Origin of the sequence: Thermosynechococcus sp. Uc (genome assembly GCF_029335995.1) — a bacterium.
In the GTDB taxonomy this organism is placed as follows: Bacteria; Cyanobacteriota; Cyanobacteriia; order Thermosynechococcales; family Thermosynechococcaceae; genus Thermosynechococcus.
This window is the reverse complement of record NZ_JARJMS020000063.1, coordinates 1-16,994: the sequence shown is the minus strand read 5'-3', so window position 1 is coordinate 16,994 and position 16,994 is coordinate 1. Positions and strand designations below refer to the sequence as shown.

General features: G+C 52.7%; 16 protein-coding genes and 1 tRNA gene. 11 read left to right on the top strand and 6 right to left on the bottom strand.

Annotated elements, in window-relative coordinates; genetic code table 11:
- Positions 1 to 66 precede the first annotated feature (66 nt).
- Positions 67 to 786, top strand: a complete 720-nt coding sequence (locus tag P3X23_RS07050) for an NnrU family protein (protein ID WP_300874682.1) — start codon at positions 67 to 69, stop codon at positions 784 to 786.
- A 67-nt stretch (positions 787 to 853) separates the two neighbouring features.
- Complete coding sequence (locus tag P3X23_RS07045) at positions 854 to 2,734, top strand: chloride channel protein (RefSeq protein ID WP_300874679.1); 1,881 nt, start codon at positions 854 to 856, stop codon at positions 2,732 to 2,734.
- Here the strand turns inward: P3X23_RS07045 and cobA are convergent.
- On the bottom strand, positions 2,717 to 3,475 hold the full coding sequence (gene cobA / locus P3X23_RS07040) for a uroporphyrinogen-III C-methyltransferase (protein ID WP_300874676.1): 759 nt from the start codon (positions 3,473 to 3,475) through the stop codon (positions 2,717 to 2,719). The genes P3X23_RS07045 and cobA overlap by 18 nt on opposite strands.
- A gap of 53 nt (positions 3,476 to 3,528) precedes the next feature.
- Positions 3,529 to 4,170, bottom strand: a complete 642-nt coding sequence (locus tag P3X23_RS07035) for an L-threonylcarbamoyladenylate synthase (protein WP_300874673.1) — start codon at positions 4,168 to 4,170, stop codon at positions 3,529 to 3,531.
- A gap of 392 nt (positions 4,171 to 4,562) precedes the next feature.
- Between P3X23_RS07035 and P3X23_RS07030 the strand changes: the two genes are divergently transcribed.
- Positions 4,563 to 4,967 (top strand): hypothetical protein, encoded by a 405-nt coding sequence (locus tag P3X23_RS07030; protein WP_300874670.1) that lies wholly within the window; start codon positions 4,563 to 4,565, stop codon positions 4,965 to 4,967.
- 190 nt (positions 4,968 to 5,157) lie between these two features.
- On the top strand, positions 5,158 to 6,408 hold the full coding sequence (locus tag P3X23_RS07025) for a hypothetical protein (protein ID WP_300874668.1): 1,251 nt from the start codon (positions 5,158 to 5,160) through the stop codon (positions 6,406 to 6,408).
- 6 nt (positions 6,409 to 6,414) lie between these two features.
- Here the strand turns inward: P3X23_RS07025 and P3X23_RS07020 are convergent, their stop codons facing one another.
- Positions 6,415 to 7,818 carry a BCD family MFS transporter gene (locus tag P3X23_RS07020; protein ID WP_300874665.1) on the bottom strand — a complete coding sequence of 468 codons (1,404 nt, stop codon included), beginning with the start codon at positions 7,816 to 7,818 and terminating at the stop codon, positions 6,415 to 6,417.
- A 318-nt stretch (positions 7,819 to 8,136) separates the two neighbouring features.
- On the opposite strand from P3X23_RS07020, the gene P3X23_RS07015 reads away from it, so the two are divergent.
- Both P3X23_RS07015 and P3X23_RS07010 read left to right on the top strand, forming a co-directional pair.
- Positions 8,137 to 9,336, top strand: coding sequence for an MFS transporter (locus P3X23_RS07015; protein ID WP_300874663.1), 1,200 nt, complete (start codon positions 8,137 to 8,139; stop codon positions 9,334 to 9,336).
- A 79-nt stretch (positions 9,337 to 9,415) separates the two neighbouring features.
- Entirely contained in the window at positions 9,416 to 9,952 is a 537-nt protein-coding gene (locus P3X23_RS07010) for a DUF2062 domain-containing protein (protein ID WP_300874661.1), read from the top strand.
- Here P3X23_RS07010 and P3X23_RS07005 read toward each other — a convergent pair.
- The gene (locus P3X23_RS07005; protein ID WP_300874658.1) at positions 9,912 to 10,631 is read right to left on the bottom strand and encodes a peptidylprolyl isomerase; all 720 of its coding nucleotides are present in this window, start codon (positions 10,629 to 10,631) and stop codon (positions 9,912 to 9,914) included. The two genes, P3X23_RS07010 and P3X23_RS07005, sit on opposite strands and share 41 nt — an antisense overlap.
- A 49-nt stretch (positions 10,632 to 10,680) precedes the next feature.
- A complete protein-coding gene (locus P3X23_RS07000) occupies positions 10,681 to 11,595 on the bottom strand; it encodes an FtsQ-type POTRA domain-containing protein (protein WP_300874656.1) in 915 nt (304 codons plus the stop codon).
- A gap of 138 nt (positions 11,596 to 11,733) precedes the next feature.
- On the opposite strand from P3X23_RS07000, the gene P3X23_RS06995 reads away from it, so the two are divergent.
- Complete coding sequence (locus tag P3X23_RS06995) at positions 11,734 to 12,354, top strand: hypothetical protein (protein ID WP_300874653.1); 621 nt, start codon at positions 11,734 to 11,736, stop codon at positions 12,352 to 12,354.
- Positions 12,355 to 12,360: 6 nt separating this feature from the next.
- On the top strand, positions 12,361 to 12,993 hold the full coding sequence (gene hisB / locus P3X23_RS06990) for an imidazoleglycerol-phosphate dehydratase HisB (protein WP_300874651.1): 633 nt from the start codon (positions 12,361 to 12,363) through the stop codon (positions 12,991 to 12,993).
- On the opposite strand, the gene P3X23_RS06985 is transcribed toward hisB, so the two are convergent.
- Positions 12,990 to 13,784: a pentapeptide repeat-containing protein gene (locus P3X23_RS06985; protein WP_300874648.1), complete on the bottom strand. Its 795-nt coding sequence runs from the start codon at positions 13,782 to 13,784 to the stop codon at positions 12,990 to 12,992. The genes hisB and P3X23_RS06985 overlap by 4 nt on opposite strands.
- Before the next feature lie 110 nt (positions 13,785 to 13,894).
- On the opposite strand from P3X23_RS06985, the gene ftsH3 reads away from it, so the two are divergent.
- From ftsH3 to menD, 3 genes are all read left to right on the top strand, one after another.
- Positions 13,895 to 15,733 (top strand): ATP-dependent zinc metalloprotease FtsH3, encoded by a 1,839-nt coding sequence (gene ftsH3, locus P3X23_RS06980; protein WP_300874645.1) that lies wholly within the window; start codon positions 13,895 to 13,897, stop codon positions 15,731 to 15,733.
- Between the two features lie 55 nt (positions 15,734 to 15,788).
- Positions 15,789 to 15,859 (top strand) — tRNA-Gly (locus P3X23_RS06975).
- A gap of 83 nt (positions 15,860 to 15,942) precedes the next feature.
- Positions 15,943 to 16,994: 2-succinyl-5-enolpyruvyl-6-hydroxy-3-cyclohexene-1-carboxylic-acid synthase (gene menD / locus P3X23_RS06970; protein ID WP_300874643.1), on the top strand; the 1,052-nt coding region annotated here is incomplete at its 3' end.

Here is a 16,994-nt window from a genome sequence, read left to right as displayed (position 1 = left end):
CTTTACAGTCAGTCTGCACCTTTGGGATCATGGGATAAGGTTCTCAATGGTGTGGAGTAAGTTGGCATGGATGACCACAGTTGGCAAACCAGTTCCCAGTGGATCATGATCGGCTTGTTGTTTTTGTTTGCGATCGCCCACAGTGGATTGGCTAGCCTCCGTCCTTGGGCAGAAAAGCGAGTGGGTGCCCGCCTTTATCGCATTTTTTTTGCTCTTGTGAGTTTGCCCTTAGCCACCCTCTTGATTCTCTATTTTTTGGCCCATCGCTACGATGGCGTCCAGTTGTGGCAACTCCAAGGGGTGCCGGGTATGAGGGCACTGGTGGGGAGCTTATCGGCAGTCTCGTTTCTATTCCTCTATCCAGCCACCTTTAACTTGCTAGAAATTGCCGCCGTGCAAAAGCCGGAGATTCACCTCTACGAAACGGGGATTATTCGCATTACCCGCCACCCGCAGTTGTGGGGACAACTCCTCTGGTGTGTGGCCCATACCCTGTGGTTGGGGACATCCTTTACCCTGTTGACTTCCCTAGGGCTAATTGCCCATCACTGCTTTGGCGTTTGGCATGGCGATCGCCGTTGGTACGCACGGCATGGCGCAGCTTTTACTGCCCTGAAAGCTCGCACTTCAATCCTCCCCTTCAAGGCCATTTGGGAAGGAAAACAACAACTGGTGTGGCAGGAATTTTGCCGTCCTGCATACAGCGGCGTGGCGGTTTTTGTTGCTTTGCTGTGGTGGTTGCACCCCTACTTTTATCGGATTACGCCGCAAATTTTGCCCTTTTAGCGTCTCCTGTATAAATTGCGCATAATTGAGGTTAGAGCTATCCCGTTTCAGGCAAGTTTTTTCGGCCGTGTCCCCCTTCTTTTCTCTCCCCCCTTTTGCTACTGGATCTCGCCTCCCTCGTCTTTTCAATCAATTGCAACCGCCCCCAGAAACGGTTGTTTTGCTCCTAGCAGTGCTGATTGGCGGCAGTGCAGGCCTCAGTGTGCTGCTATTTCGTTACCTGATTGAAGCGATTCATTACATTGCCCTTGAAAAGTTGATGGGGGTCATTGGTCAGTTGGGCGCTTGGACACTGGCCTGTGTTCCTGTGCTCGGGGGCTGTCTGGTGGGGACAATCCGCTGGTTGGTTCAGGACTTTAGTCCCAACCTGATGTCTCTCATGGGGGCTGTAGAAGCCGGCAAGGAAATTCCCTTCATTCGCCCTATTGCCAAAACCCTTGCAGCGGCGATTTCCCTTGGCACGGGTGCCTCCCTTGGTCCAGAAGGCCCCAGTGTGGAAGTGGGTGCCAATATCGGCATTCTCCTAGGTCAAGGGCTGAAGGTCTCGCGAGGGCGGCAAAAGTTACTCCTCGGTGCCGGAGCAGCGGCGGGCTTGGCAGCAGGCTTTAATGCCCCGATCGCTGGCGTCTTTTTTGCCCTAGAGGTAGTTTTAGGAACTACGTTTGAAACAACCGCTGTGAGTGTAGTGCTGTTGGCGGCTGTTATTTCTGCCCTCATTACCCAAATTGGCCTAGGTTCCCAACCTGCCTTTGATTTGCCGACCTATGAGGTGCGCAGTTCCCTAGAGTTGCCTTTATACCTAGGTTTGGGGCTTCTTGCCTACGGTGTTGCCGTGGCCTATACTCAGTTGCTTCAGTGGCTACCCCTGATCTTTCAGGGCAAAATTGCCCCGTTGCAGTGTTTAGGCCGTATTCCCCTACCGCTGCGTCCCCTTATGGGTGGTCTGTGTGTTGGCTTGGTTGCCCTGCACCTACCCCAAGTGTTAGGAATTGGCTATGAGACAGTAGAAGCCATTCTGCGGGATGTCCATTTTCCCTTGGGGCTCCTATTGGTGTTGCTCTTGGCCAAGATGGTGTTAACGGCGGTGAGCTTAGGCAGTGGTTTGGTTGGCGGTATCTTTGCACCGGCACTCTTTTTGGGAGCCTCCCTGGGGGCTGCCTATGGTAAAGTGTTGCCCATCCTGCTACCGATGTTCGCTGATAGTATTGCTGCTCCTGCTGCCTATGCAACGGTGGGAATGGCAGCGGTTCTTGCCGCCAGTGTCAATGCTCCCTTGACGGCGATTTTGCTGCTCTTTGAAATGACGCGAGACTATCGAATTATCCTACCCCTGATGGCCGCGGTGGGTCTGAGTGTCTGGTTAATGAATAGTTTTCCAAAACAGCAGGAACTGCCGCCATTGGCAGTCAGGGTTCAGTCTCAGGAAGTGGAGCAAGAGGAGAGTTTAGCTAATCTTTCGGTTGCCGAAGCCATGCAGTCCAATGTGCTGTTGTTAAATGAAACGATTCCTCTGGTGGTTGCAGGGCTGCAACTCATTGAAAGAAAAGCCTACTGTTCATTTGTAATTGACAATCAACAGCAACTGGTTGGCCTTCTCACGCTGGGGGATATTAACCGCGTGCTTGCCCGTTGGGAAGCCGATCAGGAAACCACCGCCTATCAGACGCAAACGGTAGGCGGTGTGTGTACGCGCGACCTACTGCTTGCCTATGGGGATGAACCGCTAAAGGATGCTCTGGATCGCATGGGGGCGCGGGATTTGCGGCAGTTGCCAGTGGTGGATCGCAACAACCCGCAACAGGTTTTGGGACTGCTCACTAGAGAAGATATTCGCCTTGCCTATTATTTGGATCAGACGCGGCGTAAGCTACTGCCCTATTTGGAGCGAGCAATGTTGTCTGGCCCTTCAGAACCAATGGCTGCCGATTTGCTACAGACTTCCCATTAACTGGGGGCGCAGGTCAATGACTTCGCCAATCACAATTAGAGCAGGGGTTTGAATTTTTGCCGCCTCGCAGGTGGCGATCGCCCGTTCTAATGTTGTCACCACCACCCGTTGTTGCGGCGTGGTTCCCGATTCAATAAAGGCCAATGGGGTCTGGGGCGATCGCCCCCCCGCTATCAGTTGCGGCACAATCTCCCCTAGGTGATGAAGTCCCATGTAGATTACAAGCGTATCCACCGCAGTAGCCAGCGCCAACCAATTGACCCGCGGTTGATAACGGCCAGCAGCCTCATGGCCGGTAACAAAAACCACCGAAGAACTCAAATCCCGATGGGTGAGGGGAATGTGCGCATAGGCTGGGGCAGCCACGCCACTGGTGACCCCCGGCACCACTTCCACAGCAATGCCCGCCTCCACAAGGGCAAGACACTCTTCACCGCCTCGGCCAAAGACAAAGGGATCGCCCCCCTTCAGGCGCACAATGACCGCATGGCGCTGTGCCAAATCAATTAACAGGCGGCAAATCTCGGCTTGGGAGAGGGTGTGATTCCCCCGCCGCTTGCCCACATGAATTTTTTCTGCTTGTGGGTTAATCAAGCCGAGAATTTCGGGGCTAATCAGCGCATCGTAGAGCACCACATCTGCCCATTCCAGCAGTGTCTTGGCTCGCACCGTTAGCAGCCCCACATCTCCCGGCCCTGCGCCCACCAAATATACTTTGCCGATCAATTGTGATGAACTCATTCTTGAATAAGACCCTAGGTAACAGTTTCTACCTGCCGGGGAGCTAGCGTAGCTTACTCAACAATCACCATTTCTGGCGGTAGCACTTCCCACCCCTTTCCCTTGCGTACCAGTAGTGGTGGTTCGACGGTGAGATCAAGGATACTGGACATTTGCTGTCCCGGCGGCTCCCCTGTATCAATAATCAAATCCACCCGTTTGTCAAAGGCATCGAAGAGATCCGCAGTGTTCACGTAATAGGTTTCGTCCTCGGGCAATCGTGCTGAGGTGGAAATAATGGGATTCCCCAAGGCGGTCAACAGCGCTTGGCTTACGATGTGGTCAGGCACACGAATTCCTGTAGTTTTGCGTTTGGGATTTTGGACAAGGCGAGGCACGAGCTTGGTAGTTGGCAGCAAAAAGGTGTAAGGTCCCGGAATCAGGCGACGCATAAGGCGGTAAGCGGCATCGCTGACATAGGCATACTGGGCAATGTTGGAAAGAGAAGGGCACAAAAAAGTGACAGGTTTATCGTTGGAGAGTTGCTTGAGTTGGCGTACCCGTTGCACCGCTCCTTTGTGGTTCAGATCACAGCCAATGGCGTAGACCGTATCTGTGGGGTAGAGCATGACTGCCCCTTCTTTGAGAGCCGCAACAATTTGGGCAATCGTGCGGGGTTGGGGGTTAACAGGATGAAGTTCAAAAATCGCTGCCATTAAAGAATCCACAAGGGCACTGTCGCCATAACGTAGTCTTAGTTTAACGGCAAGGCATGGGCAAACGCACCTCCGAGGACGACTAGCCAAAATCAACTCAATTGAAGCGCGGGCATCGATCATCGAATCCAATCAACTCTTGGAGCAGCGCTGGGGTTGATATTGTCGCTTCAAAAAATGAGATGGACTAGATTTAACTTCCTTCTGGCAATAATGCTACTGTTTGTGCAATCCACGCACTGTAGTCTTGGTGGTATTGCTGCTTCATTGGCGCTAGGCGTGCCGGGAGTCACTAAAAATAAATAACGGCACTACAAGATGTTTCTTGGGGTCATTAGCTCTGGCACTGTGTGGAATGCAGTACACTGTATTGGGTGCATGGATGGTTCTCGATGAAAAACGCCTTGCGTTATCTCCTGTTTGGCTTGGGTATGGGGCTAGCGATCGCCTTTGTCCCGTGTCTAGCCGTCTTTCAATCCCCTGATATTGTGATGGCGCAGGGAACAAATCAGGCCATTTCTCCCCAGAGGCTGGCAAACCACCTAAAGAAAATCAATGCCAAGATGTACGGCGCCTACTGGTGTCCCGCTTGTATGAAGCAAAAAGAACTTTTTGGCAGTGCCTTTAAGACCATTAACTATATTGAGTGTGATGCTCGCGGTACTAATCCTCAGCCAGAACTCTGTAAAGAGGCAAATATTCGTGCCTATCCCACATGGGAAATTAACGGTAAACGCTATGAAGGAGTTTATCCCCTAGAGGGTCTAGCTCAACTTTCGGGGTATCGGGGTCGCTGAGGGTGTGCTATATCTGTAAGTGGCGGGGGGAGAGTCGCCCTTGTGATTGACATCACTAACAAAACGTGATTTCAATCACAAAGTAATCTTGCCCTGCCTTTTATCATACAGGTATGTTCCACACTCTCAGTCATGCGTCTAGATTCCAGCACAGTCGTTAGCGGCGTGGCTTAAAGGCGCCTCACCCTCTATGGATACATGGATCAAAGCAAACGACTATCAACTGATTTACGACCACTTGCTGGAATGCGTACAGCATGAGAGTCCACAACAAGTTATTGAACGGTTTCGTGCCCTTTTTCTCATGGGCTATACCTATCCCGATCGCCAGATTCAGGAGGCAATGGATCGGATTGTAACTGGCGCACGGGGGGCAGACAATTTCCGTCCTTTTATGAACCGCTGCTGCCACATTTTGATTAACCGCTGGCAGTCGCGTCCCTTACTCCAAGGGGCGGTGACGGAATTTCTGGCGATGCTACAAACCCCTGTGGCGATGCCGGCGGGGGGTCTGAGCCGGGCACCGATTGTGCGTAAGCTGCGGCTGCTCCTCAAGGATTATTTAGAGAGCGAAGCCTTTCAAAAACTGCAGCGGCTCGTCCAGTTCTTTCAAGAGGACGCTCAAGATCCTGTACAAATTCAGCAAAATGGCGATCGCCCCCTTGCAACTTTGATTCGGCGCTATCCCTATCTGTATAACCACTGTCTGGTGGGAGACGACACAACACCCGAGGAAGTGCGCTATATCCAAGACTTTCAGCAAAAGGCAACCCAGCAGTTTGAAATGAGCCTAAGCCAATACTTGACCAGTGAGTTTCGCCGTGCTCAGGGGCATCACAATATCCCCCCAGTGAAAAATCCCACCTTACTTTCTCCTGAGGAAGTGAAAACCTCAATTCAACATTTTGTCGGTAAGGTGGATGGCCGTCACACGTATCGCGACTTGGCCAACCAATTTGAGCAGCAACTGCAACGCCTGAAGTCCACCCGTGACTTTCGGGATGCTTTCTTCCACTACTTGACGGACACCACGGTCGATTTGGGGCGGGGTCGCTTTCGCCAGCGATTCTACCAGTATCTAGAAACGCTGCCCCTCTTTCAACAGCCACACCCCCTCAATGAATTTACCATTGTCCGCACCTGTAGCCAGACCCTCAACTACTTGGTTGTGGATAGTGCCCAAAATCCCAACCATTTGGTTTTTGTTGACTTACTCAACAATATTGGTACGGCAGCCACGATTGGCCTATTGCTCAAGGTAGTTCTCCTTAGCAAGAAGGTAAAGCCCTATCTCGAAAAACGCTTTGCCATTTTGTTTAACCACTATCAATCTTTTAGTCGCGGCAAGGTGCGCTGGCTGGTGAATTGCCTAGAGTATTTTAATATTGCCCATATCACCCACTTTGGCAAGTTAGACTTCTCCTTCTTTGCCCGCTGGTAGGTGATTTTATTCCAAGTCTTCAGCCAAGACTTTGGCGATCGCCACCTGAGATTGTTGCCGAAATTGGCTTACATCCACTTGTTTTAGAAGCAAGACGGCAGCTAGCATTCCCAGCATCGGCAGACAAAAGACAAAGCCATAGGCAAGGATCGGCACGCCAAAAAGTTGACGACCAATATCGAGGGCTGTGCCACCCACCACCGTTGCTGAGCCCCGTGCAATTGCTTGAGCTAGACCCCAAGCACCAATAAATGTCCCCGCCGTTTCTGCCGCCGTTAAGTCCAGCATAAGACTAAGGGCACCCGTTGTCGTTACTCCAGCGGCAATGCCAAAGAGGAAAAGTTGCAACTGAAAGAGCCACGCCTGCTGCGTAACACCTGAAATGATCAACAGCAAGAACATCAAGGCCACCCCCCAACAGCCATAGGTGGTGGTGCGGATCTTGCCAAGGCGGGGCACAATTAAAAATCCTGTGAAACTGAGACCCACAAGTGTGCCCATGCCCCAGTAGGCATTCAAGCGAGTGGTTTCGGCGATTGTCATGCCGAAGACTTCACCACCAAAGGGTTCCAGGATGGGTTCTTGAATAAATAAACTCAGGGTCATCAAAACAAGGAAGAGAAAAAAGCGCCAAGTTTGCGAGTTGGCAGTGAGAATTTTTAAGGCACGACCAAGGGTAATATTTTCGGGATTGTTGCAGGTGCAACTGCGCACATGATAACGGGAATACTTGGCTTCAACACCCCAAGTGCTGGCGATCGCCAGAGCGAAAACCACTGTCAAGACCACTAAAAAGAGGCGATTGACACTTTGTTGTAGGAGTTCCACAGGGGTATCTAGCTCCAACTGCCGCAATAGCACACTGCTGAGAATGGCACCGACAACAATCCCCACAGTCAACATTGACCAGACAATGCCCACCAGTTTACCCCGGTCTTCCTCCTCGGAGACATCCACAAGCAGGGCAGCAAAGGGGGTCGAGCTACTGCTCACGCAAATGCCATAGGCGGCAAAAAGCAGTCCCAAAAGGCCAATCCAGCCTTGGGTGGCTAGACTCCAGCCCGCTTGATCTAAGCTTTGCCCCACCTGCCAGATCACTTGCACAATGGCGTAGGTGACTAGGGTAAAGGCCAAAGCCCCCCCCCAGACATAGCCGGTGCGATGATAGCCGCCAATGGGGTGGGCATCGGAGAGCTGACCAAACCACACCCGCACGGGTGAGACAAACTGATGCATGGCAATCGTCAGCGTCACCAATGTGGCCGGAACTGCCAATTCTTTAATTAGAATGCGGTTGAGAACCCCCAACACCAGAATTGACATCATTCCCAGTCCCATCTGAAAAAGACCCAAACGAAACATGACCCACAGCGGCAAAGGCGGGGGTGCAGCAGCAGGACGAGTGACCATACCTGACTCAACTCACATCATCTATAGAAAATGATAAATTTTTTTCAGGTCAAACTTAAAGTGCCATCAAGAAAGAAATCGTCAATGATACGACTAGGGCAATCAGGGTCAAAAAGAGCGATCGCTTCAGTGACTCAGTGTAGGCAGACATTGGTTGCATCACCTCGTGTGTAAGAGACTTTACGCCTTTAGAAAAATAAGTTCCTCAAGTGATTTATTGTGTTAATGGGCAGTTTTTTATTTTACCGCCTTTTCTAGGGGCAAATCTGTACACTGCATAGCTTCATTTGAGGACGTATTACATCAATGGGGATAAACTTGCGCTCACCATTATTCATTGTTTTGCTCACAATTGTCATCGACCGCTTGGGTGAGAGCCTCATTTTCCCCATTTTGCCTTTCCTTGTGGAGCGATTTAACTTTGATGCGTTGAGCCTAACCCTGTTATTTTCTGCCTTTGCCGCTGCCCAATTCATTGCTGCCCCCCTCTTGGGTGCTTTCTCGGATCACTGGGGACGTCGGCCGGTGTTGCTAATTTGCATTGCCGGTACTGCCCTGTCCTATATTCTCTTTGCCTTGGCCACAGCACCTTGGTTGCTCTTTGTCTCCCGTATCATTGATGGCTTTACAGGGGGCGTGGTTTCAACCGCTCAGGCCTATATTGCTGATAGTTCCGCCCCGGCGGATCGGGCCAAGAACTTTGGTTTAACGGGGGCAGCTTTTGGCATTGGTTTCATTTTTGGACCAGCGATTGGCGGTAGTCTCGCCGCCATTGATCTCAAGTTACCGATTTGGTTTGCCGCCGCCTTGGCACTGGTAAATGTGGTCTTGGCTTATTTCATCTTGCCGGAGTCATTGCCTCCAGCTCAGCGATCGCCCCTGACCTTAAAGAGCTTTGCCTTGCGGCAGCAGTGGTTGGAGCTATTCAATCAACGCACACTGCAAGCCTTACTGATGGCCTTTTTTATCTTTAACTTTGCCTTTGCTGGCTTCACAAGTATTTTTGTCCTCTTTTTGAAGCGGCAACTGAGTTGGGGACCCGCTCAAGCGGGGATCATTTTTGTCATTATTGGCGTGGTCAGTACGCTGGTTCAGGCGGGCTTAATTCGCTCCTTGATTCCTCGATTTGGCGAGCAGCGCTTGAGCTGGGGGGGACTCCTCCTCGTGGCCTTGGCCTTGTTAGGGATTGCCGCTGTTCCCAGTGTTGGCAGCTTTAGTGTGCCGCTCCTCTATGGTTGTGTTGTGGGCTTGGCCTTTGGAGTGGGCATCATGTTGCCCTCCCTGCGGGGGGTGATCTCCAATCGGGTGCGAGATCAAGATCAGGGCAAAATTATTGGCGCTAGCCAATCACTGCAAAGTGTGGCTGGGATTGCTGGACCAGCATGGGCAGGGTGGGTCTTTGATCGCTGGGGTGGGGTGGCGCCTGCTTGGCAAAGCAGTGTGATGATGGCGATCGCTTTGGGCTTTTTGGTGCTGGGGTTGGGCAAGCCCCAAAATACGCCCCCTAGCACTGTCTAAGTAAAATATGTCAAACTGCTAAGCAAGAACCCTCATTCACCCATTTTCCTAACCTTTGGACACTCTCGAAGCTCACCTTATGATGCGGTTGTCTTTTCCTCAGCCTGCTCGACGGCACCGTTGGCTCTCTGCTTGGCAACGATCGCTGCGTTATTACTATTTGCGCCTGATGCGCTCCCACAGTAGCACCGAAAGTATTGCCCGTGGTCTTGGGGCAGGGGTCTTTGCTGGCATGCTTCCCCTCTTTGGTGGTCAGATGCTCATTGCCGTCAGTCTAGCGTTCCTAGTGCGGGGAAATAAGCCCTTGGCCGCTCTTGCTACTTGGGTGAGTAACCCCTTCACCTATGTGCCCTTGTTTTGGTTTAACTTTCAGGTGGGTTGGTGGCTAATGGGGCAGCCTTCCCTGTCCTTGGGTGAATGGCAATCTTGGGAAAAACTCCTAGAACAGGGGGGGCAAATGGCAATGATTCTCATTTTTGGTAGTGTTTGGGTGGGCGTGATTGCTGGACTGCTTACCTATGCCCTGTGTTTACGACTCCTACCCACCCTGCGCCAACGCTTTCGCCGTCCCTCTGCTATGGCTGCTGCAAGTTTTCCAAACCGGCCACAACTTTAGCAGACTGTAGGCGATCGCCCTGCTGAATTGTGTCCACCACGTCCATGCCCTCGGTGACATAGCCAAAGACCGCATAGTTGCCATCGAGAAAATCCAATTGATCAAGGGCAATGTAAAACTGAGCTGAGGCCGAATCGGGGAGTTGCGATCGCGCCATGGCCACCGCACCGCGCCTATGATTAAGAACGGGTGAGACTTTACCCGCTTGGCTATAGGTGGGGGTGTCATTGCCCTGACCAAGAATTTCTAGGGGAATATAGCGGGGGCGATTCGTCGCTGGGTCAATAAATGAACCGGTGCCGTAGAGTTGCGGCGGCACACTGGGGTCTTTGCTTTGGGGATCACCCCCTTGAACCACAAAGGGGCGGGGTTCACGGACGACGCGGTGAAAAATGGTGCCGTCATAGACCCCCCGATTCACTAAATCCACAAAATTGCCAGCGGTAATCGGGGCAGCATCCCCCTTTACTTGAATCGTAATCGGGCGATCGTTGACCGTCAGCACAACTGTTGCATCGCCATTGAGTCGAGGTAAATGGGCCATAGGGGTTGGGCTTTGTGCTCCTGGAATTGAACTGGTGTCAGCCACTGAGGAGAGTGACGTGCAACTCACCAGGAGAAGGACGCTGAGCACCATCGCCAACCGGGGTAGGATTGTGCCGAACTTCAGGGGTTTCATTGACAGGCCACTCCGAGCTAACCGTTCTATTATGCCGTGTCGTTGCCCCTTAATTGCTGCGCGGAAGGGGCTGCTGTGTCGGTTGCTGCCGCAGTTGCACGAAGGGTTCATCGGGGTTGACCAGATCAATGAAGACGATTTGCCGAGGATCCAAGTACTGGGGTAACTGTCTGAGACTGGCTAAGGCACTGAGTTGTTTCTTGAAGGTGGGGCTATCCCACTGCACTACCCCAAGGTGAACCGGCGCAAGAGGGGTTTGGACAATTAGATTCTGTTCATTGCGCCAATCTAAACCTGTAATGGGTAAATCTTGCTGCTGGAGAATTTGGTGAATCTGCTGCCACTGCTGCCGGCGATCGCCATCCACGACCCATGTCTGGGGACGCGGTGGATCCTTGACGGGCACAAAATACCCCTGCAACCGCAGGGTTGGCATTGGTTTCACAGCGCTGGCTTGATAGCTACTCAGCGGGGCAACAAATCCAAAACCATCCACCAACCAGCGACTGGCAGGTCCTTGTAGCTGCCCGGTTTCACTCATGACCCAGCATTGATTGCAAGTGGCAACTGCGACAGGTTGGCGTTCTTGGACTTCAACAATTAGTGTTGGCGGAAAGAGTTGGCGGGCGATTGTCACCCGTTGTAGAGGTAGCGTGGTTTCCAAAGTGTGAATGATCTCCTGGGGTCGCAAACGCAGTAGGGACTCAGGATACTCAAGGGGCAATTGTGCCTGCAACGCTTCCGTTTTCAATAGTTGATTGCCGCGAATCACCACTTGCTCAGGACGGCGGATGATCCAGTCTGGCAACGTCAACCCCCAGACCAGCGCCCCCGTTAAGGTCAAGAGGACACTGGTACGCCAAAGTCCTGCCAGTTGGCGCCAGCGGCGTTTACTTTGCAATTGGCGGCGCCGTTCACGAATGGCATCATGGCCAGTTGTCCCCTGAGGAATGGGGTTTACCATAGCCCTAACCTCAGTGTTGAGGAAAATAGGAACTTAGGATGCTGCACGGGCTGTCATTAGTTGATGGTAAGATACGCGATGTCAATTGTCTGTTCATTATTCTTTTGACTGCCTCTATCTTAGTAAAGGCTTCGCACCATGCCCCTAAATACGTTTGCTTACTGGTCGAAATCATCCCTGCTCCTTGGGGCGTTACTGCTAGGGGTACTCCCTCAGGCGGTGTTTGCCCAGAATCAGTCTGCTGGCCCCAATGTCCAGATTGTGAATCCCACACCCCCACCCAGCTCTTCAATTTATACCCTTGAAGGGGGCAAGCGCTTGATGGATGAGGCTGCCGCTGCGGTTAATAGCCAAAATTATGCCGTCGCCGCTCGCAAGCTGTTGGAAGCCCGTACGGTGATGAACCAACTTTCAAACTTTTACCAGTCCCTCAACTCCAGCTTTTTAGGCATTGATACTGTGGCTGCCGATAGCAACCGTCGCCGTGCTCTAGAAGCAGCGCAACTGCGAGATCAAGCCACTTTTCAACTGGCTTTGGTCTATCGCGTCAATAACCAACCCGAACTGGCAGTGCCCCTTCTGGTGGAAATTATCCGCAGCCAAAACCCCACCCGCGAACTGGGACAAAAGGCCTATCAGCAATTGCTAGAATTAGGCTTTGTGGATGTGCCCTTTCCGCGTACGGGGGGAGTGCCCTCGGGAACGCCTGCGGCAAGTCCACCGCCCGCCACCTCTGCCAATCCCCAACCCCGTCAGTAGTGCTTTATGAATAACTCTCTCCTCGCCAATGGCTCTGTACCTCTGTTGCGTCAAGCTACGGTTGATCGCCAGACCAAAGAGACCAAGGTTCACATCGAACTCACCCTTGATGGCAATGGTCTAGGGGAGAATCACACAGGGATTCCCTTTCTAGATCACATGCTGGATCAGCTTTGCTCCCACGGATTGGTGGATTTGCGAGTGCAAGCCAGTGGGGATACCCATATTGACGACCACCACACCAATGAGGATGTGGGCATTACCTTGGGGATGGCCTTGGATCAGGCCTTGGGCGATCGCCGCGGGATCTATCGTTTTGGCCACTTTGTTGCCCCCCTCGATGAGAGCTTGGTGGAAGTGGCTCTAGACCTTTCAGGGCGTCCCCACCTTAGCTATGGGTTGGAGATTCCTACGCAGCGGGTTGGCACCTATGATACGCAACTGGTGCGGGAGTTTTTCGTTGCTTTGGTGAACCATAGCCGCATGACGCTGCATATTCGCCAATTAGAGGGTCTGAACTCGCACCACATTATTGAAGCAACCTTCAAGGCCTTTGCCCGTGCTCTCCGCATGGCGATCGCCATTGATCCCCGTCGCAGTCAGCAGATTCCCAGTTCCAAGGGCGTGATTCAGGCCTAGGTATGGACGTGGCCATCGGGCATAATTGCCCCTGTCAGACGTGCGCCCGTCAGCTTAACCAAAAGACGGTTACCCTGACTCATTTTTGCCCCCCGCAGATCAGCGCCGCGCAAGTCGGCACCACTCAAGTCAGCGCCAATGAGATTGGCCTCCTGCAGGTCAGCATAGCTCAGATCTGCTTGCAGGAGATTGGCACGAAAGAGATTGGCATGGCGCAAGTTGGCGCGGTGGAGAATCACCCGATGCAAAAAGGCATCACTGAGATCGGCATAACTGAGGTTGGCATGGCTAAGGTTGTGCCCTTCAAAGTCCTTTTCGCTCAGGTTTGCCCCCTGTAAGTTCACCCCCGACATATCTTTATGGGGAGGCGTCGTGCGTGGTGGGGCAGCGGTTCTTTTGCTGTGGCAGTGGTTGTAGGGTTGGCTATAGGCGTACTGTGCGGTTTGCTGCTCGCGGGTCGCATGATAGCTGCGATAGGTGTAGGGATTGGATGGAGAGCGCGGCGGTGGTGAGGAACGATAGCTTTGCCGCTGGTTGGCTCCCCGCTGACAGGTTTGGCTGCTGTATCTAGCAATATGCTGCCGCAGTTGATCTCGCGCTTCATTAAACTGCTTAATTTTCTCTTGTGCCTTTTCGATCAGCCGCGTGTTGTCCTTGGGGATGCGATCGGGATGCCAAATGAACACCAAGTCTCGATAAGCCCGGTTAACTTCCTCTAGGGTTGCCCCCGGCTCCAACTCCAGTACCCGGTAGCAGGTGTCTAAATCGAGCATTTGCTGACCGCTTATCATGGATATTGACGATCTTAACCACGGAACTGCTCACCTAGGGTTGCGAAAGAATGCGTTAGTATGAACTTATGTAAAGACTTTTCACTTTTCCTAGCGGAGGATGGCGATCGGTGAATAAACAATGGCGAAACGCAGGTTTATACGTTCTTCTGTCAATCGTGGTGCTGGCCTTGGCCACGGCCTTCTTTGATCGCCAACCCACGACCAAACAAACATGGCCCTACAGTGAATTCATCCAACAGGTCGAAAGTCAGCAAATCGCTAAAGTCAGTATCACACCTGACCGCTCTCAAGCTCAAGCCATAACCCAAGATGGCACGCGGGTTCTTGTTAATCTTCCTAATGATCCGGAACTCCTCGACATTCTTACAACTAACAATGTGGACATTGCTGTCTTGCCCCAAAGCAATGATGGCTTTTGGTTCCGCGCCCTCAGCAGCTTGCTTGTTCCCATTGGTCTGTTGGTACTGCTTTTTTTCTTGCTGCGGCGTGCCCAAGCGGGTCCTGGCAACCAAGCAATGAATTTCGGCAAGTCACGGGCACGGGTACACATGGAACCCCAAACCCAAGTGACCTTTAATGATGTGGCTGGGATTGATCAGGCCAAGCTAGAACTGGGCGAAGTGGTGGAATTCCTCAAGTATGCTGATCGCTTTACTGAAGTGGGCGCCAAAATTCCTAAAGGGGTTCTCCTCGTTGGCCCTCCCGGAACTGGTAAAACCCTCCTTGCGCGCGCGGTGGCTGGTGAGGCGGGGGTTCCCTTTTTCTCGATTTCCGGTTCTGAGTTTGTGGAAATGTTTGTTGGCGTAGGTGCCTCACGGGTGCGGGATCTCTTTGAACAAGCCAAAGCCAATGCCCCCTGTATTGTTTTTATCGACGAGATTGATGCCGTCGGTCGCCAGCGGGGTGCTGGTCTAGGGGGTGGCAATGATGAACGGGAGCAAACCCTCAACCAACTACTGACGGAAATGGATGGCTTTGAGGGGAATACAGGCATTATTATCATTGCCGCCACAAACCGTCCAGATGTCTTGGATGCAGCCCTGTTGCGTCCGGGTCGTTTTGACCGTCAAGTGGTGGTAGATCGTCCCGATTACAAAGGTCGCCTCGATATTCTCAAAGTCCATGCCCGTGGCAAAACGCTTGCTAAGGACGTGGATCTCGATAAAATTGCACGCCGTACTCCCGGCTTCACGGGTGCGGATCTTTCGAACCTGCTCAATGAAGCAGCTATTCTTGCGGCTCGACGCAACCTCACCGAAATCTCGATGGATGAGATTAACGATGCCATTGATCGCGTCCTCGCTGGGCCTGAGAAAAAAGACCGTGTCATGAGCGATCGCCGCAAAAAGTTAGTCGCCTACCATGAGGCGGGTCATGCCCTTGTGGGAGCCCTCATGCCCGACTACGATCCCGTCCAAAAAGTGAGCATTATTCCCCGCGGGCGGGCTGGCGGTCTCACTTGGTTTACCCCCAATGAGGATCAGATGGATTCTGGCCTCTATAGCCGTGCCTACCTGCAAAACCAAATGGCCGTTGCCCTTGGCGGTCGCATTGCTGAGGAAATTGTTTTTGGCGAAGATGAAGTGACAACGGGTGCCTCGAACGACCTACAACAGGTGGCACGGGTGGCGCGGCAAATGGTCACTCGATTTGGTATGAGCGATCGCCTAGGGCCTGTGGCTTTGGGACGGCAAACAGGGAATGTCTTCCTTGGCCGTGACATTATGGCAGAGCGGGACTTCTCTGAGGAAACGGCTGCCACTATTGATGACGAAGTGCGCAACCTCGTGGAGCAGGCCTATCGTCGTGCCAAAGAGGTACTAGTGAACAACCGCCACGTCCTTGACCAAATTGCCCAAGTCCTTATGGAAAAAGAGACGATTGATGCTGAGGAACTCCAAAGCATTTTGGATCGCAACGACGTGAAGATGGCAACTATTCCCTAGGATTGCCCTTTGCGATCGCCCCAAAGGTCGTGCTAATGTAGTATTCCTTGGGAGTGCGGGCATGGTTTAATGGTAAAACCCTAGCCTTCCAAGCTAGAGACGCGGGTTCGATTCCCGCTGCCCGCTTCAATTCAAATCCCCTCAGAACCTGCACTGTTGGGTGAGAGGATGCTCTTTAATGTCTGAAATTGGATTTATAACTCTAATGGATGATTCTCACTGAAAATCTAAATGTCCTCTGGGCAAGTGTCCTCTTTGAAACCCTCTACCGTCTGGGCTTGCGGACAGTTGTTCTCTCGCCGGGATCACGTTCTGGTCCACTGGCGATCGCGGCGGCGGCCCATTGCCATCTTGAAGCTCTGCCGATTCTTGATGAGCGCTCGGCGGCTTTTTTTGCCCTTGGCCTTGTCCAACAGCAGGGACGACCGGTTGCTCTTGTTTGTACTTCAGGTACTGCTGCTGCCAATTTCTATCCCGCAATTATTGAAGCCAGCCTCAGTCATTTACCGTTAATTGTGCTGACCGCCGATCGCCCCCCCGAATTGCGCTTTTGCCAAGCGGGGCAAGCCATTGATCAGGTGCATCTGTATGGTCATGCGGTACGTCACTATCGCGAACTGAGTCTGCCGGAACTCCCCTTGCTGCCCTACCTGCGGCAAACCCTCTGCCATAGCTGGCAAACTGCTCTCTGGCCAGATCCAGGACCGGTGCATTTGAATATTCCCCTGCGAGACCCCCTTGACCTGCGCCCGGAGGCCAACTTTCAGGGAACGCTGCCGGAGCACTTCTTTGACCAAGTGCAACCCTTTGTTTACCCTCGCACCGCTACACCTTTACCTTGGCCAATATGGCAACAAATCCAGCGGGGGGTGATTATTGCAGGACCTAGTCATACGGTGAATCCTGTGGCCGAAGCTGCTGCAATTGATCGCTTGAGTCAGTTTCTCCAGTGGCCTGTGCTGGCGGATGCCCTCTCCGCGGCGCGACACCTTCCCCACAGCATTGCCCACTACGATCTGCTGCTGCGAGACCCTCACCTGCGGGAACATCTGCGCCCTGAGGGGATAATTCAACTGGGACCTTTGCCCACCAGTAAGGTTCTGCGGGAGTGGCTGAGTGCCTGCGATCCCCCGATCTGGTGCCTGGAGCCTACGGGGGATAACAACAATCCTGTCCATGGCCGCTGTCAGATGTTGGCGATCGCTCCCCAAGATGTGGACTGCCCCCCCGACCCCCTGCCGGCCAACCCCTACCTCAAGGA

Bases quoted from the DNA above. Each gene is read 5' to 3' on its own strand.
- P3X23_RS07025 (WP_300874668.1), top strand. From the start codon at position 5,158: ATGGATACATGGATCAAAGCAAACGACTATCAACTGATTTACGACCAC.
- P3X23_RS07020 (WP_300874665.1), bottom strand. From the start codon at position 7,818: ATGGTCACTCGTCCTGCTGCTGCACCCCCGCCTTTGCCGCTGTGGGTC.
- P3X23_RS07030 (WP_300874670.1), top strand. From the start codon at position 4,563: ATGAAAAACGCCTTGCGTTATCTCCTGTTTGGCTTGGGTATGGGGCTA.
- P3X23_RS07000 (WP_300874656.1), bottom strand. From the start codon at position 11,595: ATGGTAAACCCCATTCCTCAGGGGACAACTGGCCATGATGCCATTCGT.
- hisB (WP_300874651.1), top strand. From the start codon at position 12,361: ATGAATAACTCTCTCCTCGCCAATGGCTCTGTACCTCTGTTGCGTCAA.
- P3X23_RS06995 (WP_300874653.1), top strand. From the start codon at position 11,734: ATGCCCCTAAATACGTTTGCTTACTGGTCGAAATCATCCCTGCTCCTT.
- P3X23_RS07050 (WP_300874682.1), top strand. From the start codon at position 67: ATGGATGACCACAGTTGGCAAACCAGTTCCCAGTGGATCATGATCGGC.
- P3X23_RS07035 (WP_300874673.1), bottom strand. From the start codon at position 4,170: ATGGCAGCGATTTTTGAACTTCATCCTGTTAACCCCCAACCCCGCACG.
- cobA (WP_300874676.1), bottom strand. From the start codon at position 3,475: ATGAGTTCATCACAATTGATCGGCAAAGTATATTTGGTGGGCGCAGGG.
- P3X23_RS07005 (WP_300874658.1), bottom strand. From the start codon at position 10,631: ATGAAACCCCTGAAGTTCGGCACAATCCTACCCCGGTTGGCGATGGTG.
- P3X23_RS06985 (WP_300874648.1), bottom strand. From the start codon at position 13,784: ATGATAAGCGGTCAGCAAATGCTCGATTTAGACACCTGCTACCGGGTA.
- P3X23_RS07010 (WP_300874661.1), top strand. From the start codon at position 9,416: ATGATGCGGTTGTCTTTTCCTCAGCCTGCTCGACGGCACCGTTGGCTC.